The following is a 15,074-nucleotide window of genomic DNA, read 5'->3' on the forward strand; positions in this document are numbered from 1 at the left end:
GGCCGCCCGCCCGGAACGTGCCGCCATGGACGGCGTCATTGTCGGCCGCGGCGGCGGACCGGTGCCACCGGAGTCCCTGTGAGCGGGTGACCGTCGTCACGGCGACGGTACGGTGGGTGCGGCGGCGCGGAGAGCCGGATCATGCTGGATGCGAGGCGGGAGCGGGATGTCGGGAGCGGACGGGTACGGATTCGCCATCATCGGTGCCGGCCTGGGCGGGCTGGCGGCGGCCATGGAACTGGCGCGGTCCGGGCGCACGGACTTCGTCATCCTCGAGCGCGCGGCCGGGGCGGGCGGGGTCTGGCGGGACAACACCTACCCGGGGGCGGCATGCGACGTGCCGTCGCCGTACTACTCGTACTCGTATGCGCCGGAGCCGGACTGGCCGCGCAGGTATGCGCAGCAGCCGGACATCCTCGCCTACATCCGGCGTCTCGTCGGCGAGTACGGGTTGCTCTCGCACATCCGCTTCGGCGCCGAGGCGACCGCGGCGCGTTTCGACGAGGCCTCGGCCCGGTGGGAGATCACGCTGGGCGACGGCGACGTGGTCCGTGCGCGCTTCCTGGTGCCCGCGGTGGGCCAGTTGTCCACCCCGGCGCTGCCGCCGATTCCGGGCATCGGCACGTTCTCCGGGCCGGCCTTCCACTCCGCCCGGTGGCGGCATGACGTCGACCTCTCGGGCAAGCGGGTGGCGGTGATCGGCACCGGCGCCAGCGCCGTCCAATTCATCCCGCACGTGCAGGCCGCCGCGGCGCACCTGACGGTGTTCCAGCGCTCCGCCCCCTACCTGCTTCCGCGCCTGGACCGGGCCTACGGCGCCCGCCACCGCAGGCTCTTCCGCGCCGTCCCGGCGACCCTGGCGGCGGAACGGCTCTTCTGGTGGTGCTTCGCCGAACTGTGGACGCTGCAGATGAAGGGCAACCGCGCCGTGTCCGCCCTGTTCCGTGCCTGGTCGGCCCTGCACCGGCGCCGGGGCGTGCGGGACGCGACGCTGCGGGCGGTGCTCACCCCGGACTACCCGATGGGATGCAAGCGTGTGCTGTTCTCCAGCGACTACTACCCGGCGGTGGCGCAGTCTGATGTCACGGTCGAGACCGACACCGTCGCCGAGGTGATGCCCGATGGCATCCTCACGGCGTCCGGCGTGCGGCACCGGGCGGACGTGCTCATCTTCGGCACCGGATTCCGTGCGCAGGAGTTCTGCACGGCCGTCGATATCCGCGGCGCCGGCGGGGCGTCGCTGGCCGAGCGGTGGGCCGACGGCGCGCGAGCGTACCTGGGGATCGCGGTGCCCGGGTTCCCCAACCTGCTGATGATGTACGGGCCCAACACGAACCTCGGTTCGGGTTCGATCCTGTTCATGCTCGAGCGCCAGGCCGTGTACATCCGGCGCCTGGCCGAACTGGCGGACGCGGCCGGTGCGGACGCCGTCGACGTGCGCGCGGACGTGGACGACCGGTTCGACGCGGACGTGCAACGGCAGCTGGCGCACAGCGCGTGGACCGGCTGCGACAGCTGGTACGTCGCCGCGTCGGGCCGCATCTCCAGCAACTGGCCGGACACCGTCTCCGCCTACCGGCGCATCACGTCACGGGTGTCGCTGGACGACTACGTGCTGCTCAGGGCGGATCAGTCGCGCAACGCGTCCGGCAGGTCCCGATTGGACAGCAGGATCATCTGATTGGGGGACTTGTCCACCTCGGCAGCGCGCGCAATGCTGCGCTGCAGAAGGTCCCACTCGTAGCCCGCGATCAGCGACTGCCCCTGGCCGATCACGGACTTGTCCTTGGTTCCCCACGACAACGGCATCAGGCTCGCGGTCTGCCACGACGCGCCCCGGTACCGGCTGGACCGGTCCTGCAGCACGGCGACGCAGGGGATCTTGGCGCCGACCACCATCGGATGCCCGGTCACGGCCGTCGCGGTGCGCGTCACCAGTGCGTAGACGGGGTCCACGTCGCCGGTGCGCGAGACGTTGACCAGCCCCAGCAGGGTGACGCCGTGGCGACGCTTCTCCGCGAGGACGGCGCCGACCAGCTGGCTGCGCTCGTACTGCTGCTTGATGGAGCCGACCTTGCGGGGCAGCAGGTACGCCATGACGATGGATCCGACGCCCATGACCACGAGCGCTGCGGCCAGGATGTACCAGCCGCCCGAGCCGAAGACCGCGGCCGCGACGCCGCCCGCGATCCACAGCAGTGCGACGAGAATCGAGGAGATGCGCAGCCGGCGCAGCTCTTGGTAGTTCTCGTTGACACTTCTGGCGTACTTGACATCGACGGGGAACGGCAGTTGGCGCACGCCACCGATCCTAGCGGCCGCCTCTGCGGCGGCGCCCGCCGCCGGGTCGGTGCCCGGCCCCGCGTCAGGCTTCGGCGTCGGGCAGGTCGCCCTCCACATCGGGGATCGGCGGGCCCAGCAACTCGTCGGCGTCGACGATCCGGTAGGCATAGCCCTGTTCTGCCAGGAACCGCTGCCGGTGCGCCGCGTAGTCGGCGTCGAGGGTGTCGCGCGACACCACCGAGTAGAAGTGCGCCTGCCCGCCGTCGCGCTTGGGCCGCAGCAACCGGCCGAGGCGCTGCGCCTCCTCCTGTCGGGAGCCGAAGGTGCCGGAGACCTGCACGGCCACGGCGGCCTCGGGCAGGTCGATCGAGAAGTTGGCGACCTTGCTCACCACGAGGGTCCGGATCTCGCCGCTGCGGAACCTGTCGAAGAGCCGCTCGCGCTCGGCGGTGCGGGTGGAGCCCTGGATGACCGGCGCGTCCAGCGCGGCGCCGAGCTCCTCGAGCTGGTCGAGATACGCGCCGATGACGAGCGTCTGCGCGCCCGCGTGCCGGTCGAGGATCGCCTGGACCACCGGCACCTTCGTCTCCGCGGTGGAGCACAGCCGGTAGCGGTCCTCGGTTTCGGCGGTGGCGTAGATCATCCGTTGGTTCTCGGTCAGCGTCACCCGGACCTCGACGCAGTCGGCAGGGGCGATCCAGCCCTGCGCCTCGATGTCGCGCCACGGGGCGTCGTACCGCTTGGGGCCGATCAGCGAGAACACGTCGCCCTCCCGGCCGTCCTCGCGCACCAGCGTGGCGGTGAGCCCCAGCCTGCGCCGCGACTGCAGGTCGGCCGTCATCCGGAACACCGGGGCGGGCAGCAGGTGCACCTCGTCGTAGACGACCAGCCCCCAGTCGCGCGAGTCGAACAGCTCGAGGTGCTTGTACTCGCCCTTCGACCTGCGCGTGATGACCTGGTAGGTGGCGATGGTGACGGGACGGATCTCCTTCTTCTCGCCCGAGTACTCGCCGATCTCGTCCTCGGTGAGGGTGGTGCGGTCGATCAGCTCCCGCTTCCACTGGCGGCCGGCGACGGTGTTGGTGACCAGGATCAGCGTGGTCGCCCGCGCCTTGGCCATCGCGGCGGCGCCGACCATCGTCTTGCCCGCGCCGCACGGCAACACCACCACGCCGGATCCGCCGTCCCAGAACGAGTCGGCGGCCAGCTGCTGGTAATCGCGCAGCCGCCAGGGATGGGTGTCGGTGTCCAGGGCGATCTCGTGGGCCTCGCCGTCGACGTATCCGGCCAGGTCCTCGGCCGGCCAGCCCACCTTGAGCAGCATCTGCTTGAGCCGCCCGCGTTCGCTGGGGTGCACGCGCACCGTGTCGTCGTCGATGCGGTCGCCGAGCATCGGCTTGATCTTCTTGTGCCGCATCACCTCTTCGAGCACCGCGCGATCGAGGCTGATCAGGGTGAGCCCGTGCGCGGGGTGCTTGACCAGTTGCAGCCGCCCGTATCGGGCCATGGTGTCGGCCACGTCCACCAGGAGCGGCTGCGGCACGGGGAAGCGTGAGTATGTGACGAAGGCGTCGACCACCTGTTCGGCGTCGTGGCCCGCGGCGCGCGCGTTCCACAGCGCCAGCGGCGTCACACGGTAGGTGTGCACGTGCTCGGGGGCGCGCTCGAGTTCCGCGAACGGCGCGATGGCCGCGCGGGCGTCCGCGGCCTGCGGGTGGTCCACCTCCAGCAGCAGCGTCTTGTCGGACTGGACGATCAGCGGTCCGTCGCTCACGTGGCCTCCCCGGTGTGCAATGTTCCTCAGTCCGCCCACGATACCGACGTGATCCGGTGCAGGGAAAACACGTGGCGGGCGCCGGTGACGGCATCGAGCGCCTCGAGGACGCCGCCGTGGAATCCGACCGGCTCGACCAGGCGGTGGATCGCCGTGCCCTGCGCGTCCACGTAGCCGACCGACACCGTCCGCCCCGTGCGCGTCGCGGTCTGCAGCAGCGCGACGGTGGCGGCGCCGCCCGCGCGCGTGCCGTCGGCCCGGACGGTACGTGCACCGGAGACGTCCTCCGCCTTGTCGCCCGCGCGCATGCCGGCCACGATCTCCGCCAGCGCCGCGTCGCCGAGGGCCGCCGGGCGGGGGCGGTGCACGTTCTGCCGCGTGCGGCGCGGCGTCGCGACCCGCGCGCCGCGCGGTCGCAGGTCCAGCACGCCGCCGTGCACGTCCTCGCCGACCGCCGCGACGCCGGCGCCGCGCAACGCTGCCATCAGGTCCGCCAGTTCCAGGGAGGACACGGCGACGGTCGGGGCGAGCCTGCGCAGCCCCAGGTCGGGCAGGCGGGTGAACACCTCGGACAGCAGGACCTCGTCCTCGCACCGCAGGAACGAGTTGGCGAAGCCGATGCGCAGCCGGCCGTACCGGCGGGCCGCATCGTCGATCAGGTAGGTCAGCGCCTGCGGGACCGGCGTGCGCGAGGCCCCGGCGAACAGCGCGTGCAGATCGGCGCCGCTCATCCCGGAGTCCAGTCCGGCGCGCAGCGAATCCTCGGTGATCCGGTACACCGTGGCGGCCCCGGCCGACTCGACCTCGGCCACCCGCGCGACCTTGGCCGCGAGCTCCGGTACGAGCGGTCCGGGGGCGATCATGGTGAGGTCGGCCTGCAGCAGCACGTGGTCCACCGGGTCCGGCATGGCGTCCGACATCGCGGCCGCCGCCGGGTCCGCGTCCGGGCCGGGCCCCGGGTCGGACCCGGGATCGGCCCCCGGCGCCTCCGTCAGCGCACGGCCGGGGGCGGACAGCGCCCCCTGGGCGACCGCCCCCAGGTCCTGTGCTTCGGCCAGCAGGTATTCGACGTATCCCCGCGGCATGCGTGCGTGGCGCCGCGGGCGGAGCCACTGCAGCGAGGCGAGCAGGTCGGACGCGCCCAAGCCGGTGCCGGGCGGCTCGGCGGCCAGGCGCCCCAGCACGGCCTCCCGGTCGGCGGCGACCCCCGGCGCGTGGAGTTCGGCGGACAGCGCCGGCACCACCTTGTCCGCGGCGTCGCGCGTGCCGATCTCCCAGATGCGCCGCGGCATCCGCAGCCACGCCCGGGCCAGCACCGCCCACCGGACTGCCGGCTCCAGTCCCAGCCAGGCGTCGATCTCCGCCGACGGCGCCCAGTAGGAGTCTGCGGTGTCGTGCTCCGGCACGGGGTCGGGCAGGCCGGAACGGATGAGGTCCGCGCGAGCGAGCAGCTCGAGCAGGAACCCGACGCGCCGCTCGTCCAGGGACAGCTCTTTGGCGAGCCGCCGGATCTCCCGCACGCCGACGCCGCCGCTGCGCAGCACCGGCACCGGATGCGCGCCGAGCGAGTCGAGGACGGCGCCCGCGTGCCGCAGCAGCTCCCCGGCTCGCCGGCGGCGGCGGCATCGACGGTCTTCGGTTCGTGCGCCGTCGGCGCGATCGGCGGCGGCGTGAGCCGCACCTGCGCGGCGGCCAGGGAACCGGCCGCGGCCCGCACGGCCTCGGGCAGCCGGACGGTGTGGTCGTCCACCTTCTCGAGCAGCCCGGCACGGAGCAGGCGCTGCACCGGGCTCGTCGGCGGCGCGTCGTCCGCGGCGGTCCGTGTCCTGCCGAGCCCGCCGCCGGAGAGCAGTGCTGTCACCATGGCGCGCTCGTCGTCGGGCAGGGCGGCGAGCCGCGCGGCCACCCCGTCCGCCGCCTCGCCGCCGGAGCCGCCGGCGGGGCCGTCTGCACGGCGGGCGGCCGGGGCGAATCCGGCGGGCGGCGCCGGCAGGACCTCCCGCGCCGCGGACACCATCTGCAGGCGGTCGTCCCCCCACACCAGCGCGGCCGCGCGCAGTGCACCGAGCGCGTGATCCACGGCGGCGGGCCCTGCGGCCTCGTCGAGAGCGTCGTGCACCGCGTCGACCGGGACCGGGGCCGCGTCGGCGTCGGCGTCGGCCAGCACGGCCACAACCGCCATCGCCAGCGTGTCGTGGTCCTCGGCGGCCCGGTGCACCGACATGCGCTGCGCGGCGCGGTCCGCCAGCACCGTCGTCGAGGCGGGAGGCGCGACGGCGAGGTCCGGGCGCAGCCGTACGAGCTGCGCAAGCTCGTCGTCCGTGCGGCTGCGCAGCCACTCGGCGAGCCCGATACCACCGCCGTCCGGCTCGTGGTCGACGTCGGGGTCTGCTGTACTTTCCGTGGCCATCGGGACTCAGGTTAGTGACCTGGGCTGGCCCATGTCGGCGGCGACTGTCAAAATGGGGCCGTGGCTGAGAATTCGGTGGCGGAGAACGCCCACATCGTCGAGATCGCTGAGTCCCATCATCGTCATGATTCGGGATGGCCAGAGCTTCCCGCAGGCGAGCATGCCGTGACGGAGCTGTCGTCCGCGCGTTCGGGCGGGCTGTCGCCTTTCGGTGAGCTCATCGAGTTGCCGCTGCCCGCGGAGAACCTGCCGTACGTGCACCCCATCACGGTGCCGAACCGCTGACCGCCCGCATGCCGGGCGTCGGTGCGGCGCCGGAGGCGGGCACGCACGCGATGTCGCAGGAGGTGTCACGATGAGCGCCGACGACGGGGCTGCGTTGACGCATGTCGACGACGCGGGACATGCCAGGATGGTCGACGTCGGCGGCAAGCCGGCGAGCGCCCGCCGCGCCGTCGCCGCCGGAACTTTCCGCACCACCGCGCAGGTGGTCGGCCTGCTGGCGGACGGCACACTGCCCAAGGGCGACGCGCTGGCGGCGGCGCGCATCGCCGGGATCATGGCGGCGAAGAAGACGCCCGAACTGGTGCCCCTGTGCCACCCCATCGCCATATCCGGAGTCACGGTGGAGTTCGAGGTGGGGGACGAGTCCGTCGGTGTGATGGCGACAGTCCGCACCACGGACCGCACCGGGGTGGAGATGGAGGCGCTCACCGCGGTGGCGGTGGCCGGCCTCACCTTGCATGACATGGTCAAGGCCGTCGATCCCGAGGCGAGGATGGACGACGTGCGCGTGCTCGCCAAGGACGGCGGCAAGACCGGCGAATGGCGCCGGTCGTGACCACCGGTGCGCGCAAGGGACGAGCGGCCACCGACGGGGCCGGTTCCGCGGCGCGCACCGCGGTCGTCATCGTCGCCTCGACGCGGGCGGCCGGAGGCGTCTACCCGGATCGCGCGGGGCCGCTGGCGGTGGCCTGGTTGCGTGAGCGCGGCTACGCCACCGGGGACGCCCTTGTGGTGCCGGACGGCGACGCGGTGGGCGCCGCACTCGGCGACGCGCTGCGGGGCCGTCCCGACGTCATCCTCACCTCCGGCGGCACGGGCATCTCTCCCACGGACACGACCCCGGAGCAGACGGCCCCCCTCCTGGACAAGACGGTGCCCGGCCTGGCGGACGCGATCCGCGACGCCGGCGCGCCCTCGGTGCCGACGGCCGTGCTCTCGCGCGGGCTCGCGGGAGTGGCGGGCGGCACCCTGGTGGTGAACCTTCCCGGATCGTCCGGAGGCGTGCGCGACGGCCTCGGCGTACTCGACGGGGTGCTCGACCACGCCGTCGACCAACTGCGGGGCGGAGACCACGCATGACCACCGACGCGCCGGGCGGTGCGGATGCGACGACGGGCGCGGTGCGTCGCGCCGCGGTCTGCGCCGAGCGGATCACCCTGCGCGGACACGAGGATCTCGTCGGGCACGATTCCGCCGGCGCTGTCGTGGGCTTCTGCGGCGTCGTCCGCGATCACGACGGCGGCCGCGGCGTGCTCCGCCTCCACTACACCGCGCACCCTGGTGCGCAGGACGTACTCGAGCGCGTGGCGGACGGTATCGCCGGCGCCCATCCGGGTATCCGGGCCATCGCCGTGAGTCACCGCGTGGGCGACCTCGAGATCGGCGACGAGGCCCTCGTGGCGGCCGTCTCCGCCGACCATCGGGGCGCGGCGTTCACCGCCTGCGCGGCGCTCGTCGAGGCGGTCAAGGAACAGATTCCCGTGTGGAAGCACCAGTTCTTCTCCGACGGCACCGACGAGTGGGTGGGCTGCGCGTAGAGGCGGCGCGGACGCGGCGTGCCCGCACGGCGTGCGGCCGGCCTCCAGGCACCACCGCATCCTGCGGGCGCACGTCCTTCCAGGGCAAGAGTCCGGCCCGCACCACATCGGTGCGGGCCGGACTCTTTCGGCGTTCTCCGCCGGGCCGGTATCAGCCCAGGTTGAGGTTCGCCAGCGTCAGGTAGTGGGCGACCACGTCGCGGTCGACGTCCACACCCTGATCGGACGCGTACTGCACGGCGTTCGCAGCGGCATCCTGGATGTTCGTACGGAAGTCGTCGCCCACCGGGACGTTGTTGTCCTCGGCGTAATCGAGGACCTGGTCCACGATCTGGCTGACGACGTCGGCGGGGGCTTCCTCGGCCGGGGCCGCGGGCGCGGCCTGGGTCACCGCGGGTGCGGGGGCCGGCGCGGGTGCGGGAGCAGCGGGGGTGCGCGGAGTGTAGCCGCCGAGCCCCTTGCCGCACACGGGCCATGCGCCCTTGCCCTGGCCGGCGAGGACCTCTTCCGCCACGGCGATCTGCTGGCTCTTGGTGGCCTGGTTGGCGCTGGGCGCGTACTGCGTGCCACCGTAGGCGGCCCACGTGCTGGGCGAGAACTGGAGTCCGCCCTGGTACCCGTTGCCGGTGTTGATCGACCAGTTGCCGCCCGACTCGCACTGTGCGACGGCGTTCCACTGGGCGTCGGTGGCGGCGTTGGCGGTGCCGGCGAGCGCCAGCGACGCGCTGCCTGCGACAGCTCCGGAAACGGCGATCTTGGTCATGGTGCGCCCGGCGGTGCTGGGCTTGCGGTGACGTCCGGCCATCGTTCTGGAAGTTCCTCTCCACACACGCCTGCGAAGTCAGCTGTCGGGTTGGGGCTGAGAGGTAGCCCTGCGCACCACGCCGGCCTGCGGCCGATCCGGTGTGCGTTCACCCCAAGGGGCCGTGTGGTGTCCGAGGCGTGACGCCCGTTCCTTCTCGGCCCCGATGTCCTTTGCGGACTTGGGTTCCCCGCTTCCGTCCCTGGGTTGTTCGTCGGTATCCGGGTCCCCGTCGGACGGAGTTCGGCGTTACGGGGCCGGATCGGCCGAGTCATCGACCGCGGACGACGCTATCCGTTACGAGACCGTGAGTCACGCCTGTCCTCGTCGCGTGCGCTTGATAGTCCATTACTGGTCTTCATTGCAAATCCGCGACATCAATGCAGGTAGTGACGGTGTGTTACTTAACGATGCTGGACCGTTACCCTAACGTGACGTGATGCACGTCACGTGCAGTCAAGGTAGGAGGCTTGTTTCGGTGTGTCGTGGTCGACTCCATGACCGGCGCGGGGAAGGCGCCCCGTCGTCGCTCCCGGGGGTCGCGACGGGGCTCAGCCGCCCGCGAACGGCGGGAGGACGTCCAGCGTGCCCCCCTCGGAGTCGAGGGGCAGCGGAGCGCTGTGGTCGCGCACCGCCACGCCGCTCCAGAGGAACGAGCAACGCGTGAGCACCTCGGCGACCTCCGGGCGCACGCCCGTGAGGTGCTCGAGGACGCTGTCGAGGCTCGGCGCGGGCGAAGGGCATGCGATGCACTCCTCGTCGCGGCCGGCCGCGGAGGCCGCTCCGGCGAAGTAACGGATCGTGATCGTCGGGGCGCTCACAGGCGTCGCCTTTCCATCAGGAGGTGTATCCGGTGGGGTCCGCCGTCAGCCGCCGATGGCGCTCATCGGCCTGTCCGGCTGGTGGAAGCCGGGGGAGTCGATGCCGTGCCCGGCCTTCTTCGCCCACATCGCAGCGCGCCAGCGGCGGGCGACGGCGTCATCGTCCGCACCGCCGCGCAGCAGCGCGCGCAGGTCGGACTCCTCGCGTGCGAAGAGGCAATTGCGCACTTGGCCGTCGGCGGTGAGCCGGGTCCGGTCGCAGGAGGCGCAGAACGGCTCGGTCACCGACGCGATGATGCCGACGGTCGCCGGGCCGCCGTCGACCAGCCACCGCTGTGCCGGGGCGGAACCGCGGTGGGCCGGATCGGGGGTCAGGCGGAAATGCGCGCCCAGCACCTCGCGGGTCTGCTGCGCCGTCACCATCGTCGACCGGCGCCAGTCGTGGCCCGCATCCAGTGGCATCTGTTCGATGATCCGCAGCTCGTAGCCGTGCTCCAGGCAGTACTCGAGCAGAGCCGGCGCGTCCTCCGCATTGAGGTCCGGCTTGAGCACCGCGTTGACCTTGACGGGGGTCAGGCCGGCATCCCGCGCCGCCCGCAGGCCGGCGAGGGCGTCGTCCAGCCGGTCGCGCCGGGTGATGGCCGCGTACTCCTCGGGGTCGATGGTGTCGAGTGAGACGTTGACCCGGTCGAGGCCCGCGTCGGCGAGCGCCTGCGCCTTGCGGGCGAGCCCGACGCCGTTCGTGGTCAGTGCCAGTGCGGGGCGCGGGTCCAGGGCCGCTGCGGCGGCGATGATGTCGACGATGTCGCGGCGCAGCAGTGGCTCACCGCCGGTGAACCGGATCTGCGTGATGCCGAGGTCCCGCGTGCCGATGCGCAACAGCCGCCCGAGCTCGTCCGCGGTGAGGACCTCGTCCGTGGGCAGCCATTCGAGTCCCTCGGCCGGCATGCAGTACGTGCATCGGAGGTTGCATCGGTCTGTCAGCGATACGCGCAGGTCCGTGGCGACGCGCCCGAAGGTGTCCGCCAGCGGGCCGTGGGCGAACCGCGCGTCGGCCTCGTCGGGCCCCGACGGGCCGGCAGCCTTGCCCATGGACGGTAGCCCCAGGTTGACTGCTGTCATACGACCACCCTATCCGCCATCGGCGCCGCGTCGAGCCGTGAACCGTGGATAAGTCGCCGTCCGGGCGGCGGGCAGCGTCGGTGCCGCGCATCGAAACGCATATGCCAGCATGCAGCGACGAAAAAGACGCATATGATGTGCGAATGCTGCGGACGTGGACCGGGACCCGGCGGCGAAACGCCGTCGCCGCACCCGGGTGGCTGTTCCTGCCCGCCGCGGTCGGGGTCCTCGTCATCGGACTGCCCATCGCGGGACTCGCGGCGACGGTGCCGTGGGACCGGTTCCTGCGCCTGATCTCGTCGCCGTCGTCTCTCACGGCCCTGCGCCTGAGTCTGCAGACCGCGGCGGCCGCCACGGTGATCGTGGTGGTACTGGGCGTGCCGATGGCGATCCTCCTGTCCCGGTCCGCAGGGCGCTGGGTGCGGCCGGTGCGGGCGGTGGTGCTCGTCCCCTTGGTCCTTCCCCCGGTGGTGGGCGGCCTCGCGTTGCTCTACACCTTCGGCCGGAGCGGCATCGCGGGGGAGCGGCTGCAGGCGCTGGGCATCGACATCGCCTTCTCCACCACCGCGGTCGTGCTGGCCCAGGTGTTCGTGTCCCTCCCGTTCCTTGTGTTGAGCCTGGAGGGCGCGCTTCGAGGCATGGACACGCGCTACGAGGCGGTGGCGTCGACGCTGGGGGCCCGCCCGGGCCGCGTGCTCCGCAAGATCACGCTGCCGATGGTGCTGCCCGGGCTGGTCTCCGGCGTCGTCCTGGCGTTCGCGCGGTCGCTGGGGGAGTTCGGCGCGACGATCACCTTCGCGGGCAGCCTGCAGGGGCGGACCCGTACGCTGCCCCTGGAGATCTACTTGCAGCGTGTGGACGATCCGGACGCGGCGGTGGCCCTGTCGATGGTGCTCATCGTCGTGGCGGTGGTCGTCGTCGTCGCGATTCACGGCCGGGATGCCGCGGGACTCGCCCGGCGCAGGGGGCTCGTGAGGAGTCGGTCGCGTGAGGAGCCGGCCGCATGAGGAATGACGGGAGCGTGGGCGTGTCCGGAATCGGAGAGCGGGACGGGGGTGCGGACGCCGGCGGCGCGCCGTGGCTGTCGGTCGAGGCGACGGTGATCGAGCGGGGATTCGCCGTGTCCCTGCGCCTCGCGCCGGGCGAGGTGGTCGCGGTGCTCGGCCCCAACGGGGCCGGCAAGTCGACGTTGCTTTCGGTGATCGCAGGCCTGGTGCACCCGGACTCGGGGCGCGTCCGTGCGGGCGACCGTGTGCTGCTCGACACGGAGGCGGGAACGGACGTACCCGTGGCCCGGCGCAGGGTGGGTTTGCTGGCGCAGGATTCGCTGCTGTTCGGCAGCCTGTCGGCGGCGGAGAACGTCGAGTTCGGCCCCCGCAGCCAGGGCCTGGGCAGGCAGGAGTCCGCAGAGACGGCGCGTCGCTGGTTGGCGGAGGTCGGTGCCGCGGACCTGGCGGCACGCAAGCCGCGGAAACTCTCCGGCGGTCAGGCGCAGCGCGTGGCCATCGCCCGGGCGCTCGCCGCAGGACCGGAGGTGCTGCTGCTGGACGAGCCGATGGGGTCGCTCGACGTGGCGGTCGCCGCACAGGTGCGGTCGATGCTGCGGCGTGTGCTGCACGACCGCGCGGCCGCGACGGGCGGGCGTAGCGCGGCCCTCATCGTCACGCACGACGTGGTCGACGCGCTGACGCTGGCGGACAGGATCATCGTGCTCGACAACGGGACCGTCGTCGACGACGGTCCCGTCGAACAGGTGCTGCGGTCGCCGCGGAGCCCGTTCGCCGCCGACCTCGCCGGCACCAACATGGTGTCGGGGCGCGCGGTCGACGCCGTCGACGCGGCGCCGGCCTCGGCCGGGACCGGTGCGGCAGGTCGCGCCGGCGGTCGGTTCCGCCGGCCGTGGCCGGGCGGCCCGGCCCGAAGGCGCGCCGACCGCGAGGCAGGGTTCCGCGCCCGCGGCCGTGGAGCGCGACGCGCCGTCGTCCCCGGCGGCGATCCGCACAGTCTCCGACGCACAGGTGCGGGGCGCCACGCTGCATCAGCTGGCGGCGGGCGAGCCCGCGGTGGCGGTGTTCCCGCCCCGGGCGGTCGCGGTGTACCGCACGGCGCCGCAGGGTAGCCCGCGCAATGTGTTCCCGGTGCGCGTGACCGCGGTGGAGGCCCGCGGCGACGCGATCCGCGTGCGCGCGTCCGGTGGTCCGGACATCCCTCTGATGGCGGAGATGACCGCGACGGCGGCCCGGGAACTGGGCATCGCCGCCGGCGACGAGGCCGTGTTCGTGGTCAAGGCCTCGGAGGTGCGGGTGTACCCCGGCTAGGGAGGCGGCGGCCGGTCAGGCGCGTCGTCTGCGGCCCGACGCGAGGGCGCCGACGACCCCGACGATCATGCCGAGGGGGCAGAGCATGGCGGCGAAGTAGAAGTAGGTGCTCAGGTGCGCGTGGAAGATCGGCGCGGCGAACGAGACCACGATCGCGACCAGACCGACGGCGAACAGCACGACGCCGAGCCGGATGATCGCCGTCGAGACCGGGTGGCCGACGGTGCCGGGTGCCGGCGCGGTGCCGGTCTCGGCCGTGGTGCCGGGTCGTGCGGTACTGGCGGGGGTCGGTACGTCGCTCACCTGTACCACGGTAGCGCGTCGGCGCGGCGTGCAGGCCGCCGACCGTGCGTGCGGTGCTCGCGCGGGCGGCCGTCGAAACAAGGAACGGCGGCGCCGGTCGGGCACGGCGCGGGGCGTGCGGCATCGGGGGTAGTGTCGGTGGCAGGACGCGTCCTGCGGTGTGCGGGGCGCGTCAGTCGTGCGGGCGGCGTGCGCCCGCACGATGCGTGAAGCTCCCCGCGGCGGGTCCGGCAGGTCCCGCGGTGCGGGTCTGCGAGCACAATGGCGGTGGATCGAGCACGGCGACGGTCTTCGCGCAGTCGCGTTCTTTCGCTTCGAGAGGGTGAACACGGTGCCGACGGGCAAAGTGAAGTGGTACGACAACGCGAAGGGCTTCGGTTTCCTCGCACAGGACTCGGGGGAGGACGTCTACGTCCGGTCGGGCGCGTTGCCCGACGGGGTCGAGTCGCTCAAGGCAGGTCAGCGGGTCGAATTCGACATGGCGACGGGGCGGCGCGGACCGCAGGCGCTGCGCGTGCAGGTTCTCGAGCCGGCGCCGTCGGTGCGCCGCGGACGGCAGTCCCGCCGCGACGCCGCGCACCGGCGTTCCCCCGACGAGCTGCACGGGATGGTCGAGGACATGATCACCCTGCTCGAGGCGACGGTGCAGCCCGATCTGCGCAAGGGGCGGTATCCGGACCGCAAGACGGCACAGCGGATCTCCGAGGTGGTGAGGGCGGTCGCGCGCGAGTTGGACGCGTGATCGCCGCACGCCGACTCGAGCCGGTGCGCAGCGGAGCGGCCGGGCCCGCCCGCCCGGCCGCTCCCTCACTCACAAGAGAGCGATCAGCGGGTCTTGATGGACCACGTCGCGTGGTCGATGTAGGTGACGTCGCCGGTCGCCTGGTCGATGATGCCGGTGGGGAGGGTGATCTCGACGCCGGCGAGAACGTTGCCGTCCGGATTCACCGGCGGCACGGTGACGCTATGGGTGCTGCCGGGAGTGAAGATCTGCTCGTCCGGGATCAGTGACCCCACCCCGCCGTCCACGACGCCGGGGTCGACGTAATAGCGCTTCAGGCTCCACGGGGCGTTCGCGATGGCGTCGGGGACATCGATGACCAGCGGGGTGCCCTCGGCCACGGGGATGTCGGCCGTCTCGCCGGGAGGATCGCACTCGGTGGGCGTCTGCGGGTCGCACCATTCGAAGGGCTCCACCTTCACGGTGCGGTCACCGGCTGTGGCTGTGACCACGGGGCGTTCGACCGTGTCGTCGGAGACGATGGCCACGATGAGGAATGTGACACCCACGACGGCGGCCACGGCGACGACCGCGACGAGGCTGCGCAGGATCAGCCGGGTGCGGCGGCTGCGGACCCGGCGCGGGCGCTTCGTGCTCCGGCGCTTGCGTGCGTCGGTTGTGCTCACCTGGTGCTCCT

18 protein-coding genes, 1 pseudogene and 1 riboswitch are annotated in these 15,074 nt (G+C 72.7%); of the genes and pseudogenes, 11 read left to right on the forward strand and 8 right to left on the reverse strand.

The window, feature by feature from the left end; genetic code table 11:
• Nucleotides 1–166: 166 nt before the first annotated feature.
• Nucleotides 167–1,681, forward strand: a complete 1,515-nt coding sequence (locus H4F70_RS07170) for a flavin-containing monooxygenase (protein ID WP_182359654.1) — start codon at nt 167–169, stop codon at nt 1,679–1,681.
• Here H4F70_RS07170 and H4F70_RS07175 read toward each other — a convergent pair.
• The 3 genes from H4F70_RS07175 to H4F70_RS20420 form a co-directional block, all read right to left on the reverse strand.
• Nucleotides 1,630–2,301, reverse strand: coding sequence for a DUF3239 domain-containing protein (locus H4F70_RS07175; protein WP_182359655.1), 672 nt, complete (start codon nt 2,299–2,301; stop codon nt 1,630–1,632). The two genes, H4F70_RS07170 and H4F70_RS07175, sit on opposite strands and share 52 nt — an antisense overlap.
• Before the next feature lie 64 nt (nt 2,302–2,365).
• The gene (locus H4F70_RS07180; protein ID WP_182359656.1) at nt 2,366–4,057 is read right to left on the reverse strand and encodes a DNA repair helicase XPB; all 1,692 of its coding nucleotides are present in this window, start codon (nt 4,055–4,057) and stop codon (nt 2,366–2,368) included.
• A gap of 26 nt (nt 4,058–4,083) precedes the next feature.
• On the reverse strand, nt 4,084–5,601 hold the full coding sequence (locus H4F70_RS20420) for a helicase-associated domain-containing protein (protein WP_235681379.1): 1,518 nt from the start codon (nt 5,599–5,601) through the stop codon (nt 4,084–4,086).
• 9 nt (nt 5,602–5,610) lie between these two features.
• Here H4F70_RS20420 and H4F70_RS20425 point away from each other — a divergent pair, with 9 nt between their 5' ends.
• The 6 genes from H4F70_RS20425 (at nt 5,611) to H4F70_RS07205 (ending at nt 8,290) form a co-directional block, all read left to right on the forward strand.
• Nucleotides 5,611–6,132, forward strand: a complete 522-nt coding sequence (locus H4F70_RS20425) for a hypothetical protein (RefSeq protein WP_235681380.1) — start codon at nt 5,611–5,613, stop codon at nt 6,130–6,132.
• Nucleotides 6,129–6,482 carry a hypothetical protein gene (locus tag H4F70_RS20430; RefSeq protein WP_235681381.1) on the forward strand — a complete coding sequence of 118 codons (354 nt, stop codon included), beginning with the start codon at nt 6,129–6,131 and terminating at the stop codon, nt 6,480–6,482. The genes H4F70_RS20425 and H4F70_RS20430 overlap by 4 nt, the downstream gene beginning before the upstream one ends.
• A 45-nt stretch (nt 6,483–6,527) precedes the next feature.
• Nucleotides 6,528–6,752 (forward strand): hypothetical protein, encoded by a 225-nt coding sequence (locus H4F70_RS07190; protein WP_220471931.1) that lies wholly within the window; start codon nt 6,528–6,530, stop codon nt 6,750–6,752.
• Nucleotides 6,753–6,822: 70 nt separating this feature from the next.
• Entirely contained in the window at nt 6,823–7,308 is a 486-nt protein-coding gene (gene moaC / locus H4F70_RS07195) for a cyclic pyranopterin monophosphate synthase MoaC (protein WP_182359657.1), read from the forward strand.
• Complete coding sequence (locus H4F70_RS07200) at nt 7,305–7,832, forward strand: MogA/MoaB family molybdenum cofactor biosynthesis protein (protein WP_235681382.1); 528 nt, start codon at nt 7,305–7,307, stop codon at nt 7,830–7,832. The genes moaC and H4F70_RS07200 overlap by 4 nt, the downstream gene beginning before the upstream one ends.
• Entirely contained in the window at nt 7,829–8,290 is a 462-nt protein-coding gene (locus H4F70_RS07205; protein WP_182359659.1) for a molybdenum cofactor biosynthesis protein MoaE, read from the forward strand. Before H4F70_RS07200 ends, H4F70_RS07205 begins: the two co-directional genes overlap by 4 nt.
• A gap of 151 nt (nt 8,291–8,441) precedes the next feature.
• Here the strand turns inward: H4F70_RS07205 and H4F70_RS07210 are convergent, their stop codons facing one another.
• The 3 genes from H4F70_RS07210 to moaA form a co-directional block, all read right to left on the reverse strand.
• The gene (locus H4F70_RS07210) at nt 8,442–9,095 is read right to left on the reverse strand and encodes a transglycosylase family protein (RefSeq protein WP_182359660.1); all 654 of its coding nucleotides are present in this window, start codon (nt 9,093–9,095) and stop codon (nt 8,442–8,444) included.
• Nucleotides 9,096–9,104: 9 nt separating this feature from the next.
• Nucleotides 9,105–9,280: riboswitch (cyclic di-AMP (ydaO/yuaA leader) on the reverse strand.
• 363 nt (nt 9,281–9,643) lie between these two features.
• On the reverse strand, nt 9,644–9,913 hold the full coding sequence (locus H4F70_RS07215; RefSeq protein WP_182359661.1) for a MoaD/ThiS family protein: 270 nt from the start codon (nt 9,911–9,913) through the stop codon (nt 9,644–9,646).
• A gap of 45 nt (nt 9,914–9,958) precedes the next feature.
• Nucleotides 9,959–11,035, reverse strand: coding sequence for a GTP 3',8-cyclase MoaA (gene moaA, locus H4F70_RS07220; protein WP_182359662.1), 1,077 nt, complete (start codon nt 11,033–11,035; stop codon nt 9,959–9,961).
• Nucleotides 11,036–11,178: 143 nt separating this feature from the next.
• On the opposite strand from moaA, the gene H4F70_RS07225 reads away from it, so the two are divergent.
• The 3 genes and pseudogenes from H4F70_RS07225 to H4F70_RS07235 all read left to right on the forward strand — a co-directional run bounded on the left by H4F70_RS07225 (nt 11,179) and on the right by H4F70_RS07235 (nt 13,353).
• The gene (locus tag H4F70_RS07225) at nt 11,179–12,042 is read left to right on the forward strand and encodes an ABC transporter permease (protein WP_182359663.1); all 864 of its coding nucleotides are present in this window, start codon (nt 11,179–11,181) and stop codon (nt 12,040–12,042) included.
• A 116-nt stretch (nt 12,043–12,158) separates the two neighbouring features.
• Nucleotides 12,159–13,154, forward strand: a pseudogene (locus tag H4F70_RS07230) (sulfate/molybdate ABC transporter ATP-binding protein); the annotation flags it as partial.
• 19 nt (nt 13,155–13,173) lie between these two features.
• Nucleotides 13,174–13,353, forward strand: coding sequence for a TOBE domain-containing protein (locus H4F70_RS07235; protein ID WP_182359665.1), 180 nt, complete (start codon nt 13,174–13,176; stop codon nt 13,351–13,353).
• Nucleotides 13,354–13,368: 15 nt separating this feature from the next.
• Here H4F70_RS07235 and H4F70_RS07240 read toward each other — a convergent pair whose 3' ends face one another.
• The gene (locus tag H4F70_RS07240) at nt 13,369–13,656 is read right to left on the reverse strand and encodes a hypothetical protein (RefSeq protein WP_182359666.1); all 288 of its coding nucleotides are present in this window, start codon (nt 13,654–13,656) and stop codon (nt 13,369–13,371) included.
• A 331-nt stretch (nt 13,657–13,987) separates the two neighbouring features.
• Between H4F70_RS07240 and H4F70_RS07245 the strand changes: the two genes are divergently transcribed.
• On the forward strand, nt 13,988–14,398 hold the full coding sequence (locus H4F70_RS07245; RefSeq protein ID WP_182345829.1) for a cold-shock protein: 411 nt from the start codon (nt 13,988–13,990) through the stop codon (nt 14,396–14,398).
• Between the two features lie 83 nt (nt 14,399–14,481).
• Here H4F70_RS07245 and H4F70_RS07250 read toward each other — a convergent pair whose 3' ends face one another.
• Entirely contained in the window at nt 14,482–15,063 is a 582-nt protein-coding gene (locus H4F70_RS07250) for a DUF2771 family protein (protein ID WP_182359667.1), read from the reverse strand.
• Between the last annotated feature and the right edge of the window lie 11 nt (nt 15,064–15,074).

It is taken from the genome of Tomitella gaofuii (assembly GCF_014126825.1).
In the GTDB taxonomy this organism is placed as follows: Bacteria; Actinomycetota; Actinomycetes; order Mycobacteriales; family Mycobacteriaceae; genus Tomitella; species Tomitella gaofuii.